Source organism: Ruegeria sp. AF1, from assembly GCF_056542125.1.
The window spans coordinates 321,522-346,468 of sequence record NZ_JBQFZG010000001.1; the positions used below are offsets into that span (position 1 = coordinate 321,522).

General features: G+C 55.7%; 24 protein-coding genes and 1 pseudogene. 10 read left to right on the forward strand and 15 right to left on the reverse strand.

The genetic code is table 11. The features are described 5' to 3' along the window. Window positions 1–93: 93 nt before the first annotated feature. A complete protein-coding gene (locus tag ACR0BK_RS01580; protein WP_480553495.1) occupies window positions 94–1,095 on the reverse strand; it encodes an NADPH:quinone oxidoreductase family protein in 1,002 nt (333 codons plus the stop codon). Window positions 1,096–1,246: 151 nt separating this feature from the next. On the opposite strand from ACR0BK_RS01580, the gene ACR0BK_RS01585 reads away from it, so the two are divergent. Continuing rightward, complete coding sequence (locus ACR0BK_RS01585; protein ID WP_480553497.1) at window positions 1,247–2,065, forward strand: SDR family NAD(P)-dependent oxidoreductase; 819 nt, start codon at window positions 1,247–1,249, stop codon at window positions 2,063–2,065. 14 nt (window positions 2,066–2,079) lie between these two features. Then, window positions 2,080–3,114: a phosphotransferase family protein gene (locus tag ACR0BK_RS01590; RefSeq protein ID WP_480553499.1), complete on the forward strand. Its 1,035-nt coding sequence runs from the start codon at window positions 2,080–2,082 to the stop codon at window positions 3,112–3,114. Window positions 3,115–3,121: 7 nt separating this feature from the next. On the opposite strand, the gene ACR0BK_RS01595 is transcribed toward ACR0BK_RS01590, so the two are convergent. Next, entirely contained in the window at window positions 3,122–3,745 is a 624-nt protein-coding gene (locus ACR0BK_RS01595) for a DsbA family protein (RefSeq protein ID WP_480472758.1), read from the reverse strand. A 217-nt stretch (window positions 3,746–3,962) separates the two neighbouring features. Here ACR0BK_RS01595 and ACR0BK_RS01600 point away from each other — a divergent pair, with 217 nt between their 5' ends. After that, window positions 3,963–5,177: a serine hydrolase domain-containing protein gene (locus ACR0BK_RS01600; protein WP_480553501.1), complete on the forward strand. Its 1,215-nt coding sequence runs from the start codon at window positions 3,963–3,965 to the stop codon at window positions 5,175–5,177. Between the two features lie 51 nt (window positions 5,178–5,228). Further along, window positions 5,229–6,098 carry an acyl-CoA thioesterase gene (locus ACR0BK_RS01605; protein ID WP_480476735.1) on the forward strand — a complete coding sequence of 290 codons (870 nt, stop codon included), beginning with the start codon at window positions 5,229–5,231 and terminating at the stop codon, window positions 6,096–6,098. On the opposite strand, the gene ACR0BK_RS01610 is transcribed toward ACR0BK_RS01605, so the two are convergent. The 11 genes from ACR0BK_RS01610 to ACR0BK_RS01660 form a co-directional block, all read right to left on the reverse strand. Then, window positions 6,095–6,862, reverse strand: a complete 768-nt coding sequence (locus ACR0BK_RS01610) for an SDR family oxidoreductase (RefSeq protein WP_480553503.1) — start codon at window positions 6,860–6,862, stop codon at window positions 6,095–6,097. The genes ACR0BK_RS01605 and ACR0BK_RS01610 overlap by 4 nt on opposite strands. A 177-nt stretch (window positions 6,863–7,039) precedes the next feature. Continuing rightward, window positions 7,040–7,729, reverse strand: a complete 690-nt coding sequence (gene phoB / locus ACR0BK_RS01615; protein ID WP_480472764.1) for a phosphate regulon transcriptional regulator PhoB — start codon at window positions 7,727–7,729, stop codon at window positions 7,040–7,042. Window positions 7,730–7,741: 12 nt separating this feature from the next. Beyond that, window positions 7,742–8,443 (reverse strand): phosphate signaling complex protein PhoU, encoded by a 702-nt coding sequence (gene phoU, locus ACR0BK_RS01620; protein WP_480472766.1) that lies wholly within the window; start codon window positions 8,441–8,443, stop codon window positions 7,742–7,744. A 16-nt stretch (window positions 8,444–8,459) separates the two neighbouring features. After that, a complete protein-coding gene (gene pstB / locus ACR0BK_RS01625; protein ID WP_480480931.1) occupies window positions 8,460–9,257 on the reverse strand; it encodes a phosphate ABC transporter ATP-binding protein PstB in 798 nt (265 codons plus the stop codon). Window positions 9,258–9,269: 12 nt separating this feature from the next. Then, complete coding sequence (pstA, locus tag ACR0BK_RS01630; RefSeq protein ID WP_480472770.1) at window positions 9,270–10,601, reverse strand: phosphate ABC transporter permease PstA; 1,332 nt, start codon at window positions 10,599–10,601, stop codon at window positions 9,270–9,272. Beyond that, window positions 10,598–12,070 (reverse strand): phosphate ABC transporter permease subunit PstC, encoded by a 1,473-nt coding sequence (pstC, locus tag ACR0BK_RS01635; protein WP_480553505.1) that lies wholly within the window; start codon window positions 12,068–12,070, stop codon window positions 10,598–10,600. The genes pstA and pstC overlap by 4 nt, the downstream gene beginning before the upstream one ends. Before the next feature lie 89 nt (window positions 12,071–12,159). After that, window positions 12,160–13,200, reverse strand: coding sequence for a substrate-binding domain-containing protein (locus tag ACR0BK_RS01640; protein WP_480553507.1), 1,041 nt, complete (start codon window positions 13,198–13,200; stop codon window positions 12,160–12,162). 185 nt (window positions 13,201–13,385) lie between these two features. Continuing rightward, window positions 13,386–14,432 (reverse strand): sensor histidine kinase, encoded by a 1,047-nt coding sequence (locus ACR0BK_RS01645; protein WP_480553509.1) that lies wholly within the window; start codon window positions 14,430–14,432, stop codon window positions 13,386–13,388. Between the two features lie 28 nt (window positions 14,433–14,460). Next, the gene (locus ACR0BK_RS01650) at window positions 14,461–14,985 is read right to left on the reverse strand and encodes a gamma carbonic anhydrase family protein (protein ID WP_480553511.1); all 525 of its coding nucleotides are present in this window, start codon (window positions 14,983–14,985) and stop codon (window positions 14,461–14,463) included. After that, window positions 14,982–15,623 (reverse strand): guanylate kinase, encoded by a 642-nt coding sequence (gmk, locus tag ACR0BK_RS01655; protein ID WP_480493148.1) that lies wholly within the window; start codon window positions 15,621–15,623, stop codon window positions 14,982–14,984. The genes ACR0BK_RS01650 and gmk overlap by 4 nt, the downstream gene beginning before the upstream one ends. A gap of 17 nt (window positions 15,624–15,640) precedes the next feature. Continuing rightward, a complete protein-coding gene (locus tag ACR0BK_RS01660; protein ID WP_480553513.1) occupies window positions 15,641–16,531 on the reverse strand; it encodes a YicC/YloC family endoribonuclease in 891 nt (296 codons plus the stop codon). A gap of 244 nt (window positions 16,532–16,775) precedes the next feature. On the opposite strand from ACR0BK_RS01660, the gene ACR0BK_RS01665 reads away from it, so the two are divergent. Then, window positions 16,776–17,450, forward strand: a complete 675-nt coding sequence (locus ACR0BK_RS01665) for a PAS domain-containing protein (protein WP_480553515.1) — start codon at window positions 16,776–16,778, stop codon at window positions 17,448–17,450. A gap of 69 nt (window positions 17,451–17,519) precedes the next feature. On the opposite strand, the gene ACR0BK_RS01670 is transcribed toward ACR0BK_RS01665, so the two are convergent. Then, window positions 17,520–18,890 carry a class II 3-deoxy-7-phosphoheptulonate synthase gene (locus ACR0BK_RS01670; RefSeq protein ID WP_480472784.1) on the reverse strand — a complete coding sequence of 457 codons (1,371 nt, stop codon included), beginning with the start codon at window positions 18,888–18,890 and terminating at the stop codon, window positions 17,520–17,522. 169 nt (window positions 18,891–19,059) lie between these two features. Here ACR0BK_RS01670 and ACR0BK_RS01675 point away from each other — a divergent pair, with 169 nt between their 5' ends. Further along, window positions 19,060–20,064, forward strand: coding sequence for a GlxA family transcriptional regulator (locus ACR0BK_RS01675; RefSeq protein WP_480472786.1), 1,005 nt, complete (start codon window positions 19,060–19,062; stop codon window positions 20,062–20,064). Between the two features lie 2 nt (window positions 20,065–20,066). Here ACR0BK_RS01675 and ACR0BK_RS01680 read toward each other — a convergent pair. After that, window positions 20,067–21,173, reverse strand: a pseudogene (locus ACR0BK_RS01680) (PQQ-dependent sugar dehydrogenase). 154 nt (window positions 21,174–21,327) lie between these two features. Here ACR0BK_RS01680 and ACR0BK_RS01685 point away from each other — a divergent pair. From ACR0BK_RS01685 to ACR0BK_RS01700, 4 genes are all read left to right on the forward strand, one after another. Beyond that, the gene (locus ACR0BK_RS01685; protein WP_209503916.1) at window positions 21,328–22,509 is read left to right on the forward strand and encodes an ABC transporter substrate-binding protein; all 1,182 of its coding nucleotides are present in this window, start codon (window positions 21,328–21,330) and stop codon (window positions 22,507–22,509) included. A 106-nt stretch (window positions 22,510–22,615) separates the two neighbouring features. Further along, entirely contained in the window at window positions 22,616–23,404 is a 789-nt protein-coding gene (locus ACR0BK_RS01690; RefSeq protein WP_480553517.1) for an ABC transporter ATP-binding protein, read from the forward strand. Between the two features lie 8 nt (window positions 23,405–23,412). After that, on the forward strand, window positions 23,413–24,243 hold the full coding sequence (locus ACR0BK_RS01695) for an ABC transporter ATP-binding protein (protein WP_480553880.1): 831 nt from the start codon (window positions 23,413–23,415) through the stop codon (window positions 24,241–24,243). Window positions 24,244–24,430: 187 nt separating this feature from the next. Then, a complete protein-coding gene (locus tag ACR0BK_RS01700; protein WP_480472792.1) occupies window positions 24,431–24,733 on the forward strand; it encodes a hypothetical protein in 303 nt (100 codons plus the stop codon). Window positions 24,734–24,947: the final 214 nt, after the last annotated feature.

Here is a 24,947-nt window from a genome sequence, read left to right on the forward strand (position 1 = left end):
ACGCCTTGAGGTTGGGTTGTCTACCTGCCTTTGCCGGATCGAGTACAGTCGAAAAACCGGTGTGGGAATCGGGCCGCCATTTTGTTCCCGGCCTCAATTTTCCTCCATGGTGACAACGATTTTTCCCAGAACGGATCGTTGCGACAATTGTTCAAGCGCCTCGTGCGCGCGGGCAAGCGGGAACCGGGCGCTAATCCGCGGTTTGATTTTCCCGGCTGTGTTCAGATCGAACAGGTTCTTGACGTTGTCAGCATGGCCGATCGGGTCGCGGAATACTGACGCGCCCCAAAACACACCAACGATCTGACATCCTTTCAAAAGGGCCAGATTCAAGGGAATCCGCGGAATGCCCGCTGGGAAACCGACGACAAGGTAACGACCGTTCCAAGCCATGCTGCGCAGGGACGGTTCGGCCAGCGCACCCCCAACGGCGTCGTAGACGACGTCAACGCCGTCAGAACCTGCGAGTTTCTTAACTTCGGTTGAGAAGGCTCTTTGTGCATCCCTGTCCATGTCGCGCGGGTAAATCGCCACGTCATCGGCACCAATCTGGCTACAGAATTCGGCCTTTTCAGGTGATGAAACGGCTGCGATCACCCTGGCACCCATGGCTTTGCCCAGTTCAATGGCGGCTGACCCCACACCTCCGGCGGCACCCAGTACCAACAGGGTTTCACCGGGTTGAATCTCCGCCCGATCCTTCAACGCGTGGTAGGACGTGCCGTAGGTGAAAATGAAACAGGCGGCATCTTCATAGGGCATCGCATCAGGAATTCGGATTGCAGTGTCCGCCTTGAGTGTGACATGGGTCGAAAACCCACCATGCCCGGTTAGGGCCAAAACACGGTCGCCTGGCTTAAATCCATTGACGCCTTCGCCCACAGCCAGAACTTCACCCGCAATTTCACCGCCCGGAGCAAAGGGCCGTGGCGGCTTCATCTGGTACAGATCGCGGATAATCAACATGTCCGGAAAATTCACGCCCGCTGCTTTCACACCGATCAAAAGCTGACCTTTGCCCGGTTTCGGGTCGGGTAGGGTCGTAAGCTCCAGGGTTTCGGGACCACCTGGTGCGACGCTGAGTAATGCTTGCATACCGCCTCTGATCTGCCTGTACTTTGTGTCGAGGAAGTTTTGGTGCAGCATGGTTTTTTGTCAACGCTACGGTCCAACGCCTGCCGCAACGGCAAGAGGAACGCAATATGTATCACGATGAACTGGTGACAATGAAACTGAGGTACACAGAATGACACCCGACACGCTCTTTTCGCTTCACGGCAAAACCGCATTGGTAACAGGTGGAGCGACTGGTATAGGCCGCATGGCAGCCGAGGCGCTGGTTCGGGCGGGTGCGCGCGTGCTCATTGCCTCAAGAAAAGGAGACGCCTGTGCCGAGGTCGCCGCAGAACTGAACGCGCTGGACGTGCCGGGCAGCGCCGAAGGCTTTGCCGGTGACATTGGCAGCGCAGTCGGTATAGGCAAGCTGGTCTCTGACATTCAGGCGCGTACGGAAAAACTAGACATCCTGATGAACAATTCGGGGGTGTCCTGGGGTGCACCGATGGGGCAGTTTCCCTACGATGCATGGGAAAAGGTCATGTCTGTCAACGTGACAGGGATATTCGAACTGACCCAGCGGCTTTTGCCAATGCTAATGAAATCAGGCACCGCCAAAGACCCGGCGCGCATTGTCAATGTCGGGTCGGTCATGGGTGAAGTCCCAATGGGCGATGGGGCCTACAGCTATTCGGCCTCAAAGGCTGCGGTTTTGCATCTGACCAGGGTCTTGGCCAAGGAACTTTCACCGTACCACATCACGGTGAACGCACTCGCTCCGGGACCGTTTGTGTCGCGCATGACTGCCTTTGCGACAGCCGATGAGGATACCAGAGAACGGGTTGGCAAGTCTGTACCTCTGGGTCGCGTCGGACGGGACGAGGATATCGCAGGCTGTATGTTGTTCCTGTGCGGTCGCGGCGGCAGTTATGTGACAGGTGCGGTGATCCCGGTTTCGGGTGGGATCAACGTTGTGACCGCCGGAAACATCTTTGCCGAGGCCCTGTGACGGGAAGACAGCCAATGAAAACCGAAACCAATCTGGATCTGGCAGCAGTAGATACGTATCTGAGCGCGCATCTTTCCGGCTACAACGGGCCATTGGAGGCGAGGAAATTTGACGTAGGGCAATCCAACCCGACGTTTGAGTTACGCACGCCGGAGAAAGCCTATGTGCTGCGCCGAAAACCCGCCGGAATATTGCTGAAATCGGCACATGCCGTTGATCGCGAATTTCGGGTTCAAAGCGCCCTTGCCGGAAGCGAGGTTCCGGTGCCCAAGATGTATCTGCTGTGTGAAGACGACAGCGTCATCGGCTCGGCCTTTTATGTGATGGAGCGTTTGCAGGGCAGGGTGTTTCCAGACCCAACCCTGCCCAAAGAAAGCAACGAAACGCGCGCCGCCATCATTGACGAGATGAACAGGGTTCTTGCCCAGCTGCATATGATGGATATCGATGCCGTTGGCCTGTCTGACTATGGGCCGGTTGGCAACTATTACGAGCGTCAGATCGCTCGCTGGACCAGGCAATACCGCGCGTCCGAAACCTCGGCCATTGCGGAAATGGATGCACTGGCCACTGCGCTCGAAACCTCGGTACCGGCCGATGACGGGCAGCGCACGCTGGTGCACGGGGATTACCGCATCGACAACCTGATGTTCGCGCCAAACCGGGCGGATTGTATCGGGGTGCTGGATTGGGAACTGTCAACGATCGGTCACCCTTATTCGGATCTTGCCGCAGTAATCATGCAATGGCAGTTGCCGCCGGGAAAACAGGGCCGGGGGCTGGCGGGTGTGGATCGAAATAGTCTGGGCCTGCCCAGCGATGAGGCATTCATTGCCCAATACTGCAAACGTCGAGGCCTGGATGGCATAGACAATTTCGGCTTTTATCTGGGCTTCAATTTCTTTCGTATGGCGGGCATTCTACAGGGTGTCTACAAACGCGCGCTGGATGGGAATGCGTCAGACCCCGACCGCGCAAAGGCTTTTGGCGCATATGTTCCTATATTCGCCCAGCACGGCCTGAAAGCTCTTGAGTCCACATTAGAGTGACGACCTATCAAGCTGTTTTTATGTCACTATCTTGCCTTGAAAGCTCAACTTCAAGGTTTGGCAGACTGTTCTTTCCAAAAAACAATTCGGCCCCGGTGAACATGCTGGGAACCCCAAACACACCACGCCGAACCGACGATTTAGTTTTCTCTTTCAGTTTCAGTTTAACGTCGGGACTTGTCATGGCTTCGCGAATTTTGCGAACGGGCAAGTCGTTTTCGTTCAGAATATCCGTTAGGACACCGATCTCGTCCGCCTTCTGACCATGTACCCAAATAGCATCAAAAATCGCGTTTATATATTTGACTTCCCAAGGTTTTCCATTAGCAAAACACGCGCCTCGCATGGCAAGTTTGGTATTGATCGGAAAATGCGGGCTCATATGAAAGCTCAGCCCACGACGGCGGGCAAACCTATGCAGATCATGCGTCAAATAGGCCGTTTTCTGGCGGTTTTCGGAATATGCCTGAAACGGGCTTTGGTTATGCGTCGCTTTGAACACCGCAGGCAACAGGACGGGAACATAAGTAATGCTTACGTCATAGCGCTCGGCAAGATCGGGGAGCATTTTATGGGCGAGAAACGCGTTCGGGCTGCAAAAATCGTAAATAAAATCTATGGTCCGCGTCATAGGGTTCCTCCGTTTCGGTCCCTTGAAATCTTGTTCATTGAACTTCAGGCGAATCTGCGTCGAAATCAGTCTAACATTTCATTGTGAGGCACGCTGAGGAAGTCTGATCACGAATTTCTCTGCAACACGCAGCTTTTTGCTGTTATTTCAGGTCACAAGCTTAAACAGTCACTGCTTAACACCGAACGGAAATATCTAAATGTCCCACAGGCAATCCATGTTTGATCAAACCCGGCTGGATCGGCTTAGCCATTGGATGGAGAGCTATGTTGAGCAGCGCAAATATGCCGGATCATCCTTTTTGCTGCGCCACAAAGGGGACGAAGCCTTTTATCATGCCAGTGGTGTCAGCAGTCTGGAGACTGGCCGGCCATTCCAACGCGACACGCTGGTGCGCATTTATTCCATGACCAAACCGGTCACATCAGTCGCGTTGATGACATTGGTCGAACGTGGACTAGTTCACCTGAACGCGCCTGTTTCTGAATTTCTACCTGAATTCAAAGATATGCACGCGCTGGTACCGGGGGCGGAGAGACTGGATCAGACCGAGGCTGCACCGTCTCCCACTCTGCATCAGTTACTGACGCATACCAGTGGGTTAAGCTATCCGTTCAACCCCGGGCTTTTACCCCATGCGATGGATGAACGGGACCTTATTTTCAAACCCAATCAGGGACTTCTGGAACACCTTGTGCGCGATCTGGCAGGGCTGCCACTGGCGTTCCAACCCGGTGCACGCTGGGAATACTCGGTCGGTATTGACGTGCTGGGTCGTGTGATCGAGGTGGTCTCGGGCCAGTCCTTGGAGCAGTTCTTTCGAAGCGAAATCCTTAAGCCACTCAACATGCGAGAAACAGGTTTTTCCATACCCGCTGGGGCAGGGGATCGTTTCGCATCGCTCTACACCCCATTGGCTGGCGACGCGATGGCGCTGAATTCCGCGGATCACGGCAGCGAAAGCCTGAGACTATTCGATTCCCACCTAGAATCCCCGTTCGAAAACACGACGACCTTTTCCGGCGGTGGCGGTCTGATCTCGACGATTGATGATTATGCAAAATTCGCGGACATGCTTCGAAACCGGGGGGCCGGGAACGGGTGCTGTATACTTGGTCCGAAAACAGTTGATTTCATGATGCGCAATCACCTTCCCGGCGACATTGCATCAATGGGTCCGCAGAGTTTTGCAGAGCAACCGATGGAAGGAATGGGCTTTGGGCTGGCCGGTGCGGTTGTTCTGAATCCCGGTCTGGTAAGGGTTCCCGGCTCTATCGGGGATTTCAGTTGGGGTGGAATGGCGTCGACCTATTTCTGGATTGACTGGCAGAATGACCTGACGGCGATTTTCTTTACCCAACTGTCCCCCTCAAGTTCGTACCCATCCCGCGCCGAACTCAAGGCGCTGGTCCATGCCGCCATGATTGAATGATTTCTTCTGTACTGATACCCGGTGCCGGACGACACAACTTGCGAGCAGACGATGACCGAAGCGGAACGTATCTTACTGGATCTTCTGGATATTGAACGGCTTGAGGTCGATCTGTTTCGCGGGACGGGGTCGGGCGGTGAAACGCCAACACGCATATTTGGCGGGCAGGTCATTGCGCAAGCGCTGGCTGCGGCATATCGAACTGTTGAAGAACGGTTGTGTCATTCGCTGCACGCCTATTTCATTCGCCCGGGCGATCCTGAGAAACCCGTTATTTATCAAGTTGATCGAGCGCGAGACGGAGGTTCTTTCACAACTCGCCGCGTGGTTGCAATTCAGCATGGAAAACAAATCCTGAACATGTCGGCGTCCTTTCATGTTCGGGACGAAGGCTGGGACCATCAGCATCCGATGCCCGTCGTGAACGCACCAAAAACGTACCCGTCCCGATCTGAATTGCGTAAAACATACGTTGAACGTGTTCCCGAAAGGTTGAGGGGCGAATTGCTGCGCGAACGCCCGATCGAGGTTCGGGAAGTCGATCATCTGGACCCGTTCACACCGAAAGTCTCTGATGATCGAAACCAGACCTGGTTTCGTATGCCCGCTGCCGCTTCGGTCGACGCCAGAACGCAGCACTTACTGCTGGCTTATGCGTCTGACATGAACCTGATGTCCTCTGGATTGCGGCCTCACGGTCTGAGCTGGTTTAGCGGAGAGTTCAACGGCGCAAGTCTGGACCACGCGCTATGGTTTCACGCGCCGGTGAATTTTCAGAACTGGCATCTGTACGTGATGGATTCGCCGTGGACGGGGCAGGGACGCAGCTTTAACCGTGGATCGATCTATTCCGAGGACGGTTCCCTTGTTGCATCTGTTGCACAGGAAGGATTGATGCGCAGAGTTCGCGCGCAACCTTAAGTGTTGTCGCTAAATCTCTGATTTAACTTCTGCATTCCACTTAGCCACCGGTCATAGTCAGCCGCCTTGAACTGCAAATAGTCAGCGACTTGTGGATGAGGTAGAACTAAAAACTGTTCATTTCGAATAGCTTGTACGCAGGAGTCAGCCACATCGCTGGGCTCGAGCATTCCATCAATCGAAGCTACTGAAATTTCATGTCCTTCGGTCATTCTTGAACGCACAGCCTGCGGACACAAGACCGAGACTTTCAATCCTTCAGCGCCATATGTCAGCGAAAGCCATTCGGCAAGTCCTACAGCGGCGTGTTTAGTAACCCCATACGGGGCTGCACCAGGTTGGTTCAGCAAACCTGCCGCAGACGCAGTTATCATAATGTATCCGCCGCCGCGACGAACCATGCGTGGAACCAGATGGCGGGCAGTCCAGACATGGGACATTACATTGATCTTCCAGATCCGATCCCAATCTTCGTCCGCAACATCGAGACCACCAAGCGTCAGAATTCCGGCATTTGCGCAAAACAGGTCAATTGGACCGACAGTTTCTTCTACAAAATCAATGAGATCCTTGATCTGCGCTTCGCTGGAAACGTCGCAGGGATACACCTGACCACCGGTTTGTTCCGCAACCAATTTAGCACCAGCGATGTCAACATCCGAGCAAACAACAGTTGCTCCTTCATGGGAAAACCGTTCCGCAAGACCACGACCAATGCCTTGGGCAGCGCCGGTGATAACGACAGTTTTGTTCTCAAGCTCCATGCGTATTCCGGGCAGGTTCGTTACAGTGTTTTCAAAGTGTTGGCTTGCGTTCCGTATTACAAGTCCGACGATTTAACCATAATACCAATTATACGTTATATGGCACGGCGGAGAATTACTCAGATACAACCGCAATCAGTGATCAAACAAATTCGACCAAAACAAGTCTGATGCGTGTTATCCCAATGCGTAACCAGCACCGCGGACTGTGCGAACAGGATCAACCCCGCCATGTTGCGTCAAGGCTTTGCGCAAGCGTCCAATATGAACATCAACCGTACGCGTATCGACATAGATGTCGCGTCCCCAGACCCGATCCAGCAATTGTTCACGGCTCCAGACCCTGCCCGGCTTTTCCATGAACGTGCTGAGAAGCCGGAACTCGGTTGGGCCCAGTTTCAAGGGCTTGCTGTCGCGGCTGACCTTGTGGGTTTCCGAATCCAGAATGATGTCGTCATATTGCAGTCGCAAGCCAACAGTTGCCGGTCGAACGCGGCGCAGTTGTGTTCGAACACGCGCCATCAGTTCGACGATCGAATATGGCTTGACCACGTAATCGTCGGCACCGGTTTCAAGCCCGCGAACCTTGTCTACCTCTTCTGATCTGGCCGACAGCATGATTATCGGGATAGAACGTGTGTCCGGACGGCTTTTGAGTCGGCGGCAAACCTCAATCCCGCTGAGATTGGGCATCATCCAGTCCAGAACGATGATATCCGGGCAGTCTTCGTCGACCAGCAACATAGCTTCGTCACCGTTGGCCGCTTTTGAGACGCGAAAACCCTCGGCTTCAAGGTTGTAGGCCAGCACCTCGCGTTGGGCCAACTCATCCTCGACCACCAATACTGTCGGTTGATCTGCGGACATCTGAAGCGTCTCCTACGCTGTTTGCGACGTTATGTCGGCCTTGGGCCGAGCCTCGGTCGGGCGATCGCCTGTGACCAGATACACCACCTGCTCGGCAATCGAGGTTACATGGTCGCCCATACGTTCGATGTTCTTGGCGATGAAATGCAGGTGCATACAGGCGGAAATATTGCGCGGATCCTCGGCCATGAAGGTCAGGAGTTCGCGGAACAGGCCGTTATACATCTGGTCGACCTCTTCATCGCGGTTGATGACGTCGGTGGCCAATTCCGCGTCGCGCTGAATATATGCGTCCAGCGCGTCGCGCAGCATACGTTCGACCTCGCGCGCCATGCGGCGCAAGGCAGCGGCGCTGCCGCTGATCTCGCCCGCATTGGCAAGAACGGTCGTACGCTTGGCGATGTTCTTCGCATAATCACCAATCCGCTCGAGGTTGCCGGATACCTTCAAGACCGAAAGAACCAAACGCAGGTCACTGGCCGTGGGCGCGCGCAAGGCAATCAGACGCGCGGTTTCCTCATCAATCAGATCTTCCAATGCGTCGATGGCCTTGTCACCTTGCCGCACATCCTGGGCCAGCTCAACGTCACGGCTTTCTAGAGAGCGCGCCGCGCTCATGATAGCGGCCTCAACCAGACCGCCCATCTTCATGATATGCGCCTGGATTGTTTCGAGGTCGCGGTCAAAAGCAGATGCAATATGTTGTTCGCTCATTGTTTGATACCTGTGTTTAGCCGATACGGCCTGTAATGTAGCTTTCCGTGCGCGGATCGACCGGGTTAGTAAAAATCTGCCCGGTTTCACCGAATTCGACCAGATTTCCCAGGTGGAAGAAGGCCGTTTTCTGGCTGACGCGCGCGGCCTGCTGCATCGAATGGGTGACGATCACAACCGAATATCGGGAACGCAATTCGTCGATCAACTCTTCGACCTGTGCGGTTGCAATCGGGTCCAGCGCCGAGCACGGCTCGTCCATCAACAGGACTTCCGGTTCGGTTGCCACGGCTCGCGCGATACACAAACGCTGCTGCTGCCCCCCTGAAAGGCCCGTGCCAGGCGCATCCAGACGGTCCTTGACTTCATCCCAGATCGCGCCTCGGCGCAGGGATTTCTCAACGATTTCATCAAGTTCCGCCTTATTCTTCGCCAAGCCGTGGATGCGCGGACCGTAGGCCACGTTGTCGTAGATCGACTTGGGGAACGGGTTCGGTTTTTGAAACACCATACCCACTTTGGCGCGCAACTGTACGGGGTCGACCCGCTTGTCATAGATGTCTTCGCCGTCCAAAAGGATATCACCTTCGACACGGCAGATATCGATGGTGTCGTTCATCCGGTTCAGACACCGCAGGAAGGTCGATTTTCCACAACCCGAAGGGCCGATAAAGGCCGTGACGGTCTTGTCTTCGATCTCAACACTCACGTCCTTGATGGCGTGGGTATCACCGTAATAAACCTGAACCTTCTTCGCGTTGATCTTGATGTCTTTGGAGTCCACGGTTCTCTCCACTCGTGTCATGTCGTTCATTATTGCCCCCAATTACCAGCGGCGTTCAAAGCGGCGGCGCAGGATGATAGCGATGATATTCATGGTCAGCAGGAACATCAAAAGGATGATGATTCCGCCCCAGGCCTTTTCGTAGAACCCGACATCAGCGCGTGCGGCCCAAGTGTAAATCTGGGCGGGCATTGCCGAGTTCGGCTCGGTAAAGCCGGCAAGGAACCCGTCGGGATATCCCCGCGCCACAAAGCCTACCATGCCGATCAGCAACAACGGTGCAGTTTCACCCAAGGCTTGTGCCAGACCGATGATGGTGCCGGTCAGAATGCCCGGCGCGGCCAAAGGCAGCACGTGGTGGAACACAGCCTGCATTTTCGAGGCCCCTACCCCCAACGCTGCATCACGGATCGACGGTGGAACCGCTTTCAGCGAGGCGCGGGTCGAGATGATGATCGTCGGCAATGTCATGAGGGTCAGAACCAGACCACCTACCAGCGGTGCCGATTGTGGCAGGTGCATGAACTGGATGAACACGGCCAGACCCAGAATACCGAACACAATCGACGGCACGGCTGCAAGGTTCGAGATGTTCACTTCAATCAGGTCGGTGAACCTGTTCTGCGGGGCGAATTCTTCAAGATAGATCGACGCTGCCACACCAATGGGCAGTGACAGGCCCAAAACCACCAGCATCATGAAAAACGACCCAATGACCGAGGCGCCGATGCCAGCACCGCCCGGGTTGTCAACGCCAGAATCCGCGCCAGTGATGAACGGCCAGTTGAAAGCCTGCTTGATGATGCCCGCCTGTTCCAGCGCATCAACCAGATCCAGATCGCTTAGCTGTAGAAACCGGCTGTCCTGCAAGGTGTCACGGGACACGCGGCCTTTGAAATACCCGTCGACCCGGCTGGAGGCGGCCAGATCAAACTTGACCGGATCACCCAGCTTGCCGGGGTTGTCGGCATAGTAAGTTCGGATTGTACCGCCGATTTTACCAAGAAGACGTTCGATGGCCGCTTCGTCGAAATCAACGCTGATCCCTTGGTCCTCCAGTTCCTTGCTCAGCTGAGCGATGAACAGGTTGGAATAGGCCTTGGTCTTGAACAACGTACTTTCCGCCTCGTCTCGCTGCGCAGCGGACAAGGTGAAATCCACGCTGACAACAGTGCGCTGAAAGGCCGGAATACCTTGCGACAGGATCGAGGCGAACAGAACGATCAGGAAGAACAGGCCCGTTGCAATAGCGACAATCCCGTATGCCCGAAATCGTTTCTCTGCATTTGCACGTTTTTTGGTATGTGCATCCCCTACAGTCAGCGAGACTGAGCGATGACCTGTTTCTGGGCTTTGCATGCTGGCGTCGGTCATTCGTATTGCTCCCGATACTTGCGCACGATGTAGAGGGCAAAGATGTTCAGCCCAAGCGTGAGGGTGAAAAGGGTCATGCCCAGTGCAAAGGCTACAAGCGCTTCGGGCGATGCGAAATCCGCGTCTCCGGTCAGCTGGCTCACGATTTTTGCGGTGACGGTCGTCATGGCTTCAAACGGGTTCAGGCTCAGCCGCGCTGCGGCCCCTGCCCCAAGGACCACGATCATTGTCTCACCTATGGCGCGCGATGCGGCCAGCAGGATCGCCCCCACGATACCCGGAAGCGCCGCTGGCAGAACAACCTGACGGATGGTTTCGGACTGCGTTGCACCCAATCCGTAAGAACCGTCGCGCAGAGCCTGCGGCACCGCGTTGATGATGTCATCCGACAACGAGGACACAAACGGGATCAGCATGATGCCCATGACCAACCCAGCGGTCATGACTGCCGTGCCAGCCTTCATCCAGCCAAGCCCGTCATCCCCGAACAGTCCAAGCAAAAGCGGACCAACGGTAAGCAGCGCAAAAAGGCCGTAAACGATGGTCGGGATACCTGCCAGTATCTCGAGCAGCGGTTTTGCTACGGCGCGGACACGGGGTGACGCGTATTCGCTGAGGTAAATCGCGGCGAACAGCCCGATCGGGACAGCCACCAGAAGGGCAACGAGCGAGATATAGAATGTCCCCCACAGCAGGGGAAGAATGCCAAGTTCAGACGACCCGCCGCGCCCCGAAAAACTGGGGGCCCAAGTCGTGCCGAAAAAGAAATCGGTAGCAGGGTAGAGTTTGAAGAATTCCCAAGTGTTGAAAACCAGGGACAGGACGATCCCGACAGTAGTCAGAATTGCGATGGACGCGGCTGCCAGCAACAGGATTCGCACGCCCTGCTCGACCACATTGCGCGCGCGGTATTCCGCGTGGGTTTGAAGCCAGCTGACCGCAGCACCGGCGAGTGCCGTCAGTATGACGGCGACTGTCATGATCGAATAGCCGGTCGCATTCATGATCCGATAGCTTTGCGCCGCGCGCAGCACAGGTTGCGTGATATCCGACGTCACCACTTGCCCGGCATCCTTCAGACGCTGGGTCATGTCGATCACATCCGCGCGCTCGTTGCGCGCCAGTTCCTCGGGTATCTGCCCGGCGGCAACTGCGTTATCCAAGCCGTACGCGGTGCGACGGACCTCGGCCATGACCAGATTGAGGGACGCGCCGTCTTCGATGGCGGAACCCGAGATCATTTCGGATACCTGAGAGTTCACGTAAAGCGGCTGTACTAGCAACCAGAGGATCATAAGGCCAAATGCGGGAACGATCGTCTTGAGGGCGACATTTGCGCCATAATACGACGGAAGCGAGTGCAAAGCCCGGATATCTCCTGTGGCGCTTTGCAGGGCGCGTGTGCGCCCCAACAGGTAACCGACTGCAGCAATCGCTAGCACGATCAGAACAAGCCATACTATCGGCATGAAACCCCCAATTGGTCTTGGCCGGGAAAGCTAAAAAATGTGGGGGCGACAGGAATGCCGCCCCCCGGTATTGCGAACCAAAGGCGGGATTAGCTGCCCGAACCCATGGTAACTTCGTTGGCGATTGCATCCTGAGTCTGTGCCAGCTCAGGGTCCGCAACCAGACCATAATTTGCCAGAGGACCCGAAGCGCCTGCGATTTCGTCGTGGGTAAAGAACTGGGCGTATTCTTTAAGGCCGGGAATCACGCCGATATGGGCTTTCTTCACGTAGAAGAACAGCGGGCGCGAAACCGGATATTCACCGGTCGAGATGCTTTCGGTCGAAGGAGCGATACCCGACATGGTTGCCACTTTCAGCTTGTCGGTGTTGTTCTCGTAGAACGCCAGGCCGAAAATGCCGATGCCATTGGGGTTGGTGTCGATACGCGCCAGCGTTTCGGTGTAGTCACCATCGATGTCGACCGCCTTGCCGTCGGTACGAACAGCCAGACAAGCATCTTCTGCGTCGTCTTCGCTCATGCCGCCAGCAATCATGGCTTCCATCGCACCGGTCGCTTCACAACCGATCAGCAGAACTTTTTCTTCGAATACTTCACGGGTGCCGTGTTTGGTACCTGGAATGAAGCCAGCGATTTCTACATCAGGCAGTTCCGGGTTGAATTCGGCCCAGGTGGTGTAAGGGTTATCAACCACTTCACCGTCTTTCAGGACTTTTGCGCCCAGTGCGTTAAAGATGTCGGCAGGTTCAAAAGCGGTGAAGGCAGGACCGTTCTGCTGGCTTGCAAAGACGATGCCATCATAACCGATGCGGACTTCCATGATGTCAGTCACACCGTTTTCGGCGCAGGCCTTGATTTCTTTTTCACGGATCGCGCGCGATGCGTTTGCAATGTCGATGGTGTTTTCACCAACACCCTCACAGAAACGCTTCAGACCAGCTGACGAACCGCCCGATTCAACAACCGGGGTCGGGAAGTCGGTGTTCTCACCAAACAGTTCCGCGACGATCGACGCATATGGCAGAACGGTCGACGAACCGGCAACCTGAACGTTGTCACGGGCAGCAGCGGTGGTTGCCGAGACGGCGGTGATTGCCAGCGCAGAAGCCGACAGTTTTACAAAGGACATTTCAGTCTCCTTGAAAAGGTATGATTGATCACCCCCATGATGATCCTGCGTGCACCCCTAGGTGCCGTGCGTAAGCCTTTTGTGACAAGTGTGTAACGCTTTTATGACAACCCTCGTTTATCCGGAGATTTCAGGTCAAAAAAACGTAACGAGGCAGATTTTGAAGGGTGATAATGCGGGAAGGGCTACCGTGGTAAGATGACTGTAAAGACGGAACCTTTTCCCAACTCACTTTCCACGCGCAACCGTCCGCGGTGGCGATTGACGATGTGCTTGACGATGGCCAGCCCCAGCCCCGTTCCACCCAACTGCCGCGACCTGTGATTGTCGGCGCGATAGAAGCGCTCGGTCAGGCGTGGCAGATGCACAGAATCAATTCCTGGCCCCTTGTCGATGATCTTCACCCGCACCCCAGGCCCACGCATCGCCGCGTCACGCTCTGATGACAAAACGCTGACTGTGACGCTGCCACCGCTGGCACCGTATTTTATTCCGTTTTCGATCAGGTTGGTGAATACCTGCCGTAACTGATCGCTGTCTCCGGTTACTGCAAGCGGGCCGTCCTGTGCGTCAAGCGTCAGCGTCACACCCGCCTCTTCCGCTAGGGGGCGCAACGAGTTAAGGGTGGATTGCAGCAGCCCTGTCAGCTCCAGCTGTTGTTTTGGGCGAACTCTTTCTTCGCTTTCCACGCGGTTCAGGGACAAAAGATCGCCAACCAGCCGGTTCATCCTGTTGGCTTCATCGGCCATGATTTGCAGGAACCGGTCACGCGCAGCCGGATCGTTGCGCGCAGGGCCGCGCAAGGTTTCAATGAAGCCCATCAGTGCCGTCAACGGTGTCCGCAATTCGTGACTGACATTGGCAACAAAGTCCCGGCGCATCTGACTTGCCTGTTCCAGGTGCGTGACATCTTGAAAAGTGGCCAGAATGGCGCCACCCGACACGGCTCCGACCCCGTTCATATATCGGCATTGCACATCAAATGTTGTGTCCTGAGCGCCGTCACTGGAAAGATGACGCGCCGTCTTGGTTTCCTTCGACTGAAGGCTTTGCTCAATCGCTTCAAGAACCAGTGGCTGCCGCAGGATGGTCGCAAAATGCCGCCCTACAATATTCTGCCCCAGAAAGGTTTTTGCATCCGTATTGGCGGCAATGATCCGTTCGGTCTGATCCACCATCAGCGCGGGCATAGGGATGGCCTGAACAAATCCATCAAGAAGGTTATCTGACATGCTTCAAACCCCGATCAATCCGCGCGTCTTACTGGACAGGTCTTAAGGTGTCCCGAAACCTGCGCATGTTTTCCTGATAGTGCAGCGCGCTTAGGGTAATCCGTTTTGCTGCGGCCTCGTCCAGTTGGCGAACCACTTTGCCCGGAGCCCCCATCACAAGGGAGTTATCCGGAATCTCCTTGCCTTCCGTGATCAAGGCCCCTGCCCCGATCAGGCAATTCCGTCCGATCCGGGCACCATTCAGAACAATCGCGCCCATTCCGATCAGAGTATTTTGTCCGATCGTACATCCGTGCAGCATCACTTTGTGTCCGATGGTGCAATTCGGACCAATCCACAAAGGATACCCGGCATCGATGTGCATGACGCAGTTTTCCTGAACGTTGCTACCTGCACCAACGCGGATTTCCTCGTGATCTGCGCGTATCGTGCAGCCGAACCAAACCGAGGCACCCTTTTCCAGCACAACCTTGCCGATCAGGTTGGCATCGGGCGCAACCCATGTGTCCTCGTGAATATCCGGCATGTGCTCGCCTAACGCGAAGATCGTCATGACAGCCCCTCGAATTCGTTTTGAAGTTTGCGCACGTGTTGTTGCAGATTTGGCTGTTGAATACGGCGCATCCGTTCGGCGCTGACGATGGTCTTGAGCTTCTTTTCGGTCGCCTCAAGATCGTCATTGATCAGGACATAATCGTAATAGCCCCAGTGGCTGATCTCATCCCAGCTTTTGAGCATCCGCCTTGCGATAACTTCATCGCTATCTTGTCCACGCGATTCCAGACGGCGGCGCAGTTCAGGGATCGATGGCGGCAGGATGAAGATCGACAACGCATGCTTACCCAGATCCGAGTTGCGGATCTGAACCTCGCCTTGCCAGTCCACGTCGAACAGCACGTCCTTACCCGCGTGGATCGAACTACGCACCGGATCAGCGGGTGAGCCATAGAAATTACCGAAGACATGCGCATGTTCCAACATCTGGCCATCGGCGACCTTCTGCTTGAACTCGTCTTCAGAAAGAAAATAGTAATCCCGCCCATGTTCTTCCCCCGGACGCGGGGCACGGGTTGTGGCCGAGACCGAAAACTCAAGGTCCTTGTCCCAGTCCATCAGCCGCTTTGCCAGGGTGGATTTGCCTGCCCCGGACGGGGAAGACAGGATGATTAAAAGGCCTCGGCGATCCGCCATATCAGTCGTTCCCATCGTTATTCCACGTTTTGCACTTGTTCGCGCATCTGATCGATCACCGCCTTCAATTCCAGCCCGACAGCCGTCAGATCCGTACTCTGAGCCTTGGAACACAGCGTGTTGGTTTCGCGGTTGAACTCTTGCATCAGGAAATCAAGCTTGCGTCCGACAGCCCCTTCCTGCCCAAGCAACTCTCGCGCTGCGGCCACATGTGCAGACAGGCGGTCGATCTCTTCGGTAATGTCGGCTTTGACCGCGATCAAAGCCAGTTCCTGCGCGACGCGATCCGGGTCCGCGCCCTGCGCATTGTCCAGTACGTGCGCCAGATTGTCCCGAAGTGCCGCGGCCATCTTGTCCTTGCGTTGCACGGCCAGATCGGCTGCCTGCGCTGTCAGCGCCGCAACTTGTTCCAGCTGAGTGTTCAGCACGGCCGCCAACGCTTCGCCTTCGGCCTGGCGCATTCCGACAAAAGCGGCCAACAGGTCGTTGAAATCTTCGGTCAGGCGCGCCACCAGCGGAGCGGGATCATCCGCATCTGCGGTTGCATCCAACATGCCTTTCAGTGCCAAAAGGTCCGAGGCGCGCGCCGGTTCCAGAGCGATGCCGCGCGCAGCTGCCATCTTGTGTGTTTGCTCCAACGCACTCAGAGCAGCGGCCATAGCGACCTCGTTCAATGCCAGTTCCGAGGCAGAGTTCTCACGATTCAGACGCATTGAAAGGGTCACATTCCCACGGCTCAGGGATTTTGACAGCGTGGCCCGAAGGGCCACCTCAAGCCCGGTCAGCCATTCAGGGACGCGCAGGCGCATATCAAGGCCTTTACCGTTGACACTGCGCAACTCCCACGTCCAGCTATGCGGTCCGTATTCACCCTTCCCCGAGGCAAACCCGGTCATGGATCTGATCATGACTGTCCTTTCCTGTGGCCTCACCCTTTTGGATGTTTGCCGCACCTAATGCGATTGACCGGTACAGAGCAAGAGTTGGCTGAGGCCGCCTTTGTTTGGGGTAAGTTAACCATTCGTTAAAGAATTGCTCCAAAATTGAATAAACCCGAGTCAAACTACCCCTGGTAATGGCTTGCAGGCCACAAATGCTCCGGTTGTGTTGCATTTTATGAAAATGGCGGCCAATTGACGTAAGGGTGAAAAAATGAAAACCTTTTTCGGGACTGGTTCCGGGTCAGATTTTGGAAAGATCGTCGCAATGGATCGCTTTGACAGTGGGCGCAGCCTTACGCCGATCCGCCAGGCCGAAGCGTATTGGACTGCATTGCTGAGAGGTGACGGTGTTCCGATGCGGTCCCAGGTTGACCCGCGCGGGCTGGAAAACATACTCGAATATACTTTCATTCTTGAACGGATCGCCCCTGGACTGGCTCGGTTTCGCCTTGCCGGAAGTCACCTGAACGGGCTTGCGGGGATGGAGGTTCGTGGCATGCCTGTGACGTCCTTTTTTCAGCCCGATGACCGCGCCAGGATTAAGGATGTTCTGGAGCAGGTATTTGCAACACCCGCCGTTGCCGAACTGGGTCTGGATTCGAGCGGGATACTTGGGCGTACCCGGATGCAGGCCTGCATGATCCTTTTGCCGCTCAAAAGTGATCTGGGCGACGTCAGCCGGGTTCTGGGGGTCATGGTCGCGGAAGGAGCGATTGGTAAAACCCCACGCAGATTTTCGATTACGGATACGCGGATCAAATCGTTTTCGGAAATTCAGGCACCGGTTCCTGCTGCGCCTAAAACCGTTGACGGTTTTGCCGAAGACCAAACGGATTTCAAACGCGCGGCCAAACACCTTCGTCTGGTCGTGTCGCGGGATGACTGAACCAGTCTGAACACCCGGAACAAAAAACAGCGGACCGATGGCCCGCTGTTTTTCTTTCTTTTCGAACGCTTAACTTGCGGCGCGTTTTGACCCGTTACGGCGCAGGTTGGTCAGTTCTTCCGCCACAAGGAACGCCAGTTCCAGCGACTGAGACGCGTTCAGGCGCGGGTCGCAAGCGGTGTGGTAGCGATCCGACAGATCCTCTTCGGTTACAGCACGCACACCACCGGTGCATTCGGTAACGTCGAGACCGGTCATCTCGAAATGGACACCGCCGGGGATCGTGCCCTCAGACTGATGCACGCCAAAGAAATCGTGTACCTCACGCAGGACAGAATCGAACGGACGGGTTTTGTAGCCCGTGGCCGACTTGATGGTGTTGCCGTGCATCGGGTCGCAGACCCAAGTGACCTTGGCGCCTTCTTCCTTCACGGCCTTGACCAGACGCGGAAGGTGTTCACCCGCCTTGCCCGCGCCAAAGCGCGCGATCAGAGTCAGGCGGCCCTCTTCATTTTCAGGGTTCAGCTTCGACATGAGAACCTTGAGGTCTTCTGCCGTCGTCGTCGGACCACATTTCAACCCAATCGGGTTCAGAACGCCACGACAGAACTCGACATGTGCACCATCAGGCTGTCGCGTACGGTCACCGATCCAGATCATGTGACCAGACCCGGCCAGCCAGTTGCCCGAGGTCGAATCCAGACGGGTCAGCGCCTCTTCGTACTCCAGCAACAGACCTTCGTGACTGGTGTAGAATTCAACAGTCGAGAATTCGTGTGTCGTGTCTGCCGTGATACCGGCCGCTTCCATGAAGTCGATGGTGTCCTGAATGCGATCTGCCACCTCAGAGTACTTCTGAACATCCTGTTCGTCGGTAAAGCCCAGAGTCCACGAATGGACGCGGCTCATGTCGGCGAAGCCACCAGTTGAGAAGGCACGCAGCAGGTTCAACGTGGCCGCCGCCTGCGTGTAGGCCTGCAACATCTTTTCGGGATTCGGAATCCGCGCTTCGGGCGTGAACGCCAGTTCGTTGATGATGTCACCGCGGTAGCTGGGCAGCTCGACACCATCCACAACCTCGGTCGGGGCGCTGCGTGGCTTTGCAAATTGGCCGGCCATACGACCGACTTTAACCACCGGCACCTTGGCACCATAGGTAAGAACCATCGCCATTTGCAGCATCACCTTGAAGGTGTCACGGATCGCATCGGCGCTGAATTGTTCAAAGCTTTCAGCGCAATCCCCGCCTTGCAGAAGGAAGGCCTCGCCGCGACCGGCGGCACCAAGATGTTGCTTGAGGCGCCGCGCCTCACCGGCGAAGACTAGCGGGGGATACTGCGAAAGCTGGGCCTCGACCTTGGCCAATGCGGCCGCGTCGGTATAGTCTGGCATCTGAACCCGGGGCTTGTTGCGCCAGTTCGATTTTTGCCATTCGGTCATAGCTTTGATCTCCGCTGAAGTGTTCAGGTCGCCTCTATACAAAAAGCAATGAAGAGTGACCATATCCCATTTGCGCCTCTTGACGCCGCAAACAAGCTTTGATCATGGTGACTGCCAAATACGCTGCGGGATACCAGGTTTTCCTGCGCAGAATTAAGGACATTTTGTCATGCAAGTGCAACGCCAAGCAGTCACGGTCGAAAATGCTGGGGCCACGCCCCGCCATTTCGTTTTTGTCCTGTTGGACAATTTTTCGCTGCTGTCTTTTGCGTCAGCGCTCGACAGTCTGCGCATCGCAAATCGCATGGCGGACAAACAGCTTTATACATGGACACTTTCCGGTGAAGGCGGAAACTCGATTTCATGTTCGGCCGGGACCGAATTCAAGCTGGACCGTGATCTTGAGGAGTTGCAGCGCGACGATGTCGTTCTGATTTGCGGAGGCGTTGACGTACAGGCAGCCACCACCAAACGCATTCTGAACTGGTTACGACGCGAGGCACGGCGCGGATTGCGCATCGGCGGTTTGTGCACGGCTGCTTATACCCTGGCCAAGGCCGGGTTACTGGACAACAAGCGGGCGACGATACATTGGGAAAACTCAGACAGTTTCATCGAAGAATTCGATGAGGTCGAGTTGACGAAAGCTGTCTTTCAGATTGATGGCGGTCGGATGACAACGGCTGGGGGGACCTCGTCTATCGATCTGATGCTCAAGTTGATTGCAGACGATTTTGGCGAAGACTTGGCAAATGCGGTGGCGGACCAGATGATTTATTCGTCAATCCGGACAGATCAGGATACGCAACGTCTGTCGACACCGACGCGGATTGGGGTCCGGCACCCCAAGCTGAGTCAGGTCATTCTCATGATGGAAAAGAACATCGAAGAGCCGATCTCTCCTTCGATTCTGGCCAAGGAAGTCGGTATGTCGACTCGCCAGCTTGAGCGTCTGTTCCGGCGCTATCTCAGCCGCTCGCCCAAGCGGTACTATATGGAACTTCGCTTGCACAAAGCGCGGAACCTGCTGATGCAAACGGATATGAGCGTCATCAACGTAGCCCTGGCATGCGGCTTTGCCTCGCCCAGCCATTTCTCGAAATGCTACCGCGCACATTACAACACCACGCCGTATCGCGAGCGTGGCGCGCAGAGCGGGCGGCTATCGGTGTAAGGTCACTCCGCCGGAGCCATTCTGTAAACTGCCCCCCGCCCAACCGAGATAAACCAGATCGACCCATCTGGCGCTTCGACGATATCGCGGACGCGCTCGGTTTCAGGGCTTCTGATCTGTTCGGCCTCGTGCATCGGCTGACCGTGAAGCCGTGCGATATAGTCAAATTTCAACGACCCTACGAAGATATCACCCTTCCATTGCGGCCATAGCTTGCCGGAATAAACCAGCAGACCGGACGGCGCTATGGAAGGATCCCAGTAGTAAACTGGCTGTTCCAGCCCTTCTTTAGCTGTACCGTCGCCGATTTTTTCACCCGAATAATGCGTGCCATATGAAATAACCGGCCAACCATAATTCCGCCCTGCACGGGGTTGGTTGATTTAATCGCCACCCCGCGCCCCGTGTTCCGAGATCCAAAGTCGGCCAAACGCGTCCAAATCCGCGCCCTGCGGATTTCGATGGCCGTAAGACCATATTTCGGGTTCGATATTCGATTGCACGACAAAGGGGTTATCCGCAGGAACTGTCCCATCGCGATTGATGCGAATGACCGAGCCCATGGGATTGGACCGATCCTGTGCATTCTCCGCCTGTCCCCGTTCGCCCAAGGTCACGAATAATGTCCCGTCCGGCGTTTCGACCACACGGCTGCCAAAATGGCGACCACCTGTACCACCTGGCGATGCCTCGAAAATTACTCGAAGGTTCTGAAGGTTCTGAAGGTTTTTGCCAGTCTCGGACAGGCGCGCAACCGCAACAGCAGTTCCTGCACCGTCGCCTTGCGGTTTTGCAAAAGTCAGAAAGACCTCTCGACTTTGATTGAAATCGCGTGAGATCGTGACGTCCAACAATCCTCCCTGCCCCAAAGTCGCGACCTTTGGAACGCCTGAAACAGCTACCGGCTGTCCATTTCGCACATACAGCAATCTTCCATCCCGTTCCGTGACGAGGAAACTCTCATCAGGCAAAATGCCAACCGCCCATGGGGTCTCTAGCCCGCCAACCATTTCTTCCAGTTGGACAATCCCGGCTGAAACCAACAGCGTCTGGGCCGCGGCACTCAAGGCGCACAGTGAGAAAGAGAGAATCATCGCCGTTCTGAGCATTCTGGTCCCTTTCGGTGACAATCAGGGGTGAGTCCCAACAAAACAGATAGAATTTCAAACGAAAAAAACACGTTTGCGTTAGGACTTTTCTTTTCCGAACAGCTTGCCTAGGGTCGTCGCCAGAACGAATACGTTCACAACTGGGAGTAACCATATGAAAAAGCTGCTTACTGCAACTGCAGCAACTGCATTGCTGGCCGGCGCAGCCATGGCCGAAGATGTCAAACTGGGGATTTTGATCGGCTTTACCGGCCCGATTGAATCGCTTGCCCCCGCCATGGGATCGGGTGCCGAGCTGGCAATCGCCGAAGTCAACGAATCCGGAAAGTTCATGAACGGTGCCAGCGTGGCTGGCGTACGTGCCGATACCGGCTGTATCGACAACGGTCTGTCCACCTCGAACGGCGAGCGTATGATCGCTGACGGTGTTGCAGGCATCATCGGCGGCGACTGTTCGGGTGTAACCGGCGCGATTCTGCAAAACGTTGCCATTCCTAACGGCATGGTCATGATCTCGCCTTCGGCGACCTCGCCCGGCCTGTCAACCATGGAGGACAATGGCCTGTTCTTCCGCACCGCGCCGTCGGATGCGCGCGAAGGTCAAGTTATGGCTGATATCCTTAAGGATCGCGGCATCAACTCGATCGCGCTGACCTATACCAACAACGACTATGGCAAAGGTCTGGCCGATGCGATCCAGACGTCCTTCGAGGCGGTTGGCGGTGAAGTGACCATTGTTACGGCGCATGAAGACGGCAAGGCCGACTATTCGGCTGAAGTTGGCGCGCTGGCCTCGGCCGGTGGCGACATTCTGGTTGTCGCGGGATATCTGGACCAGGGTGGTCTGGGCATCATCCAGTCGTCGCTGGACAGCGGTGCGTTCGACACCTTTGGTCTGCCCGGCGGCATGATCGGCGACTCGCTGCCCGCAAATGTCGGCCCCGACCTGAACGGCTCGTTCGGTCAGATCGCCGGGTCCGGTGGTGAAGGTGCAGAAAAGTACTTTGCACTGGCCGAAGCAGCCGGGTTTGACGGTTCTTCGCCCTATTCGCCCGAATCCTATGACGCGGCAGCGCTTTTCATGTTCGCCATGCAAGCCGCCGGTTCGACCAACCCCGCAGATTACGCGGGCAAAGTAATGGACGTCGCCAATGCGCCGGGTGAAAAGATTTATCCCGGTGAACTGGCGAAAGGTCTGGAACTGCTGGCCGCCGGTCAGGACATCGACTATGTCGGCGCGTCCGGTGTCGAGTTGATCGGCCCAGGCGAAAGCGCAGGGTCGTACCGCGAGATCGAAGTGACCGACGGCGAAAACAAGACCGTCAACTTCCGTTGATCCCGCATATCAAGCTATAAAATCAGACAGCCCGGGCCTTGTGCCCGGGCTGTTTCAATGACAAAAGGCTGCACCTCGTTTCACGGGGACAAGGCAAGGGGATACCATGATCGTCGTCGAGGACGTGCATAAGCATTTCGGCGGGTTTCACGCGGTGGACGGGGCGTCGCTGGAAATCCAAAAAGGGTCGATCACCGGCCTGATCGGGCCCAACGGGGCCGGAAAAACCACTCTGTTTAACGTGATCGCCGGTGTTCTGCCTCCGACCAGCGGCAAGGTGGTCATGGACGGTGAAGACATCACCGGCCTGCCCCCGCATGAGTTGTTTCACAAGGGGTTGCTGCGCACGTTCCAGATCGCACATGAGTTTTCGTCGATGACCTGCCGCGAAAACCTGATGATGGTGCCCGGTTCGCAATCGGGTGAGGCGCTGTGGAATACCTGGTTCGGACGCAAGCGCATCGCTGATGAAGAGCGCGCGCTGAAAGCCAAGGCAGACGAGGTGCTGGAATTTCTGACCATCGAACATCTGGCCGATCACAAGGCCGGTCAGGTTTCGGGCGGTCAAAAGAAACTGCTGGAACTTGGACGTACCATGATGGTGGACGCCAAGATCGTATTTCTGGACGAGGTCGGAGCAGGCGTTAACCGCACCCTGCTGATGACCATCGCCGATACGATCCTGCGCCTGAACAAAGAGCGTGGTTATACGTTCGTCGTTATCGAACACGACATGGATTTCATCGGCAAGATCTGCGACCCGGTCATCTGCATGGCCGAGGGCAAGGTTCTGGCCGAGGGTACTCTGGATGAGATCAAGGCAAACGAGCACGTGATCGAAGCCTATCTTGGCACCGGCCTCAAAAACAAAGACAAGCTGGAGGCCCAGACATGACCGCTGGCATGAGCGATAACCCCTATCAGGACGACAAGGGCAACAAGGACGCATCGATTACCAACACGCAAGGTATCGGTACAATGACGCCTGCCCATCGTAAAAGCGGTGCAACACACCGCGTTGAAGGCGGCCCGTTTCTGATCGGCGACACCATGACCGGCGGTTATGGCAAAGGCCCGGATATCCTGCACGACTGTACCATTGCCGTGGATAAGGGTGAGATCGCCGTTATCGTCGGCCCCAACGGTGCGGGCAAGTCAACGGCGATGAAAGCCGTGTTTGGGATGCTGGATGTGCGCGCCGGCTCAGTGCGTCTGGATGGCGAGGATATCACCAGCCTCACCCCACAAGACCGCGTGATCCGCGGTATGGGCTTTGTTCCTCAGACGTCGAACATTTTCACCTCGATGACTGTCGAGGAAAATCTGGAAATGGGTGCCTTCATTCGGCGCGACGATTTCTCGGACACGATGGAGCAGGTCTATGACCTGTTCCCGATCCTGCGCGACAAACGCAACCAGCCCGCCGGTGAGCTTTCTGGCGGTCAGCGCCAGCAGGTTGCCGTGGGTCGCGCGCTGATGACGCAACCCAAGGTCCTGATGCTGGACGAGCCCACCGCAGGTGTCTCACCCATCGTGATGGATGAGCTTTTTGACCGCATCATCGAGGTCGCACGCACTGGCCTGCCGATCCTGATGGTTGAACAAAACGCCCGCCAAGCACTTGAAATCGCTGACAAAGGATATGTTCTGGTTCAAGGTCGAAATGCCTATACCGGGACAGGTAAGGAATTGCTGGCTGATCCGGAAGTGCGGAAGAGTTTCTTGGGCGGGTGAGAATGAAGTACCTTGCCAAATTCCTTGCGGTTTCCACCTTCTTTTTTGTGCCCGGAAACGGGTTCGCAGAAATTCTGCGTTTGAAGGCGAACGGTGTCGAGATGCACTGTATCGCAAAACACGATTGCAACCCACCTCTTGATTGCGGTGGCGATGATTTCAATGACTGCAAACAACGCAAGGGGTATTGCAAAGACTCCTGAGCTTCGCATTTCAGCCTCTTAAGGCGGAAGATACTAACGATCAAAAACCGTATGGCATGTTCGCGTTTGCTGGTCATGAAAAGTTCGTTTTAACGGGCGCAAAGATTGCTCTGGAAAACCAACAGAACGTAGTTTTGGTTTTGCTGAAGGGTCAACCGCCTTTGGATGAATTTGAGAACTGGAACGTCATGTTGTCAGATAACGGACGAATTAGTGTTCACGTGAAACTTACGAGCGGCATACCGTCTGTGGCTTCTTATCGTGGCGCTTGTCAGGTGCCCAATTAATGGACTTCCTCAATATTCCCGTTGTTTTTTGAGCCAACGGGCTAAGACTGAGCATGTGTTTCGCCCACGCTCAAATTATTCCGCCATCCCAAGATTTCCACGCGTCGGCTGCAATCCGGTCACATTGTGCGTTTAGCGCCGGGCGCTGTGAAGGAAACGGTTTCCCGGACAAACAAATCTGATTCCGAGAAATCAAGCGAACCTTCTGAATGAA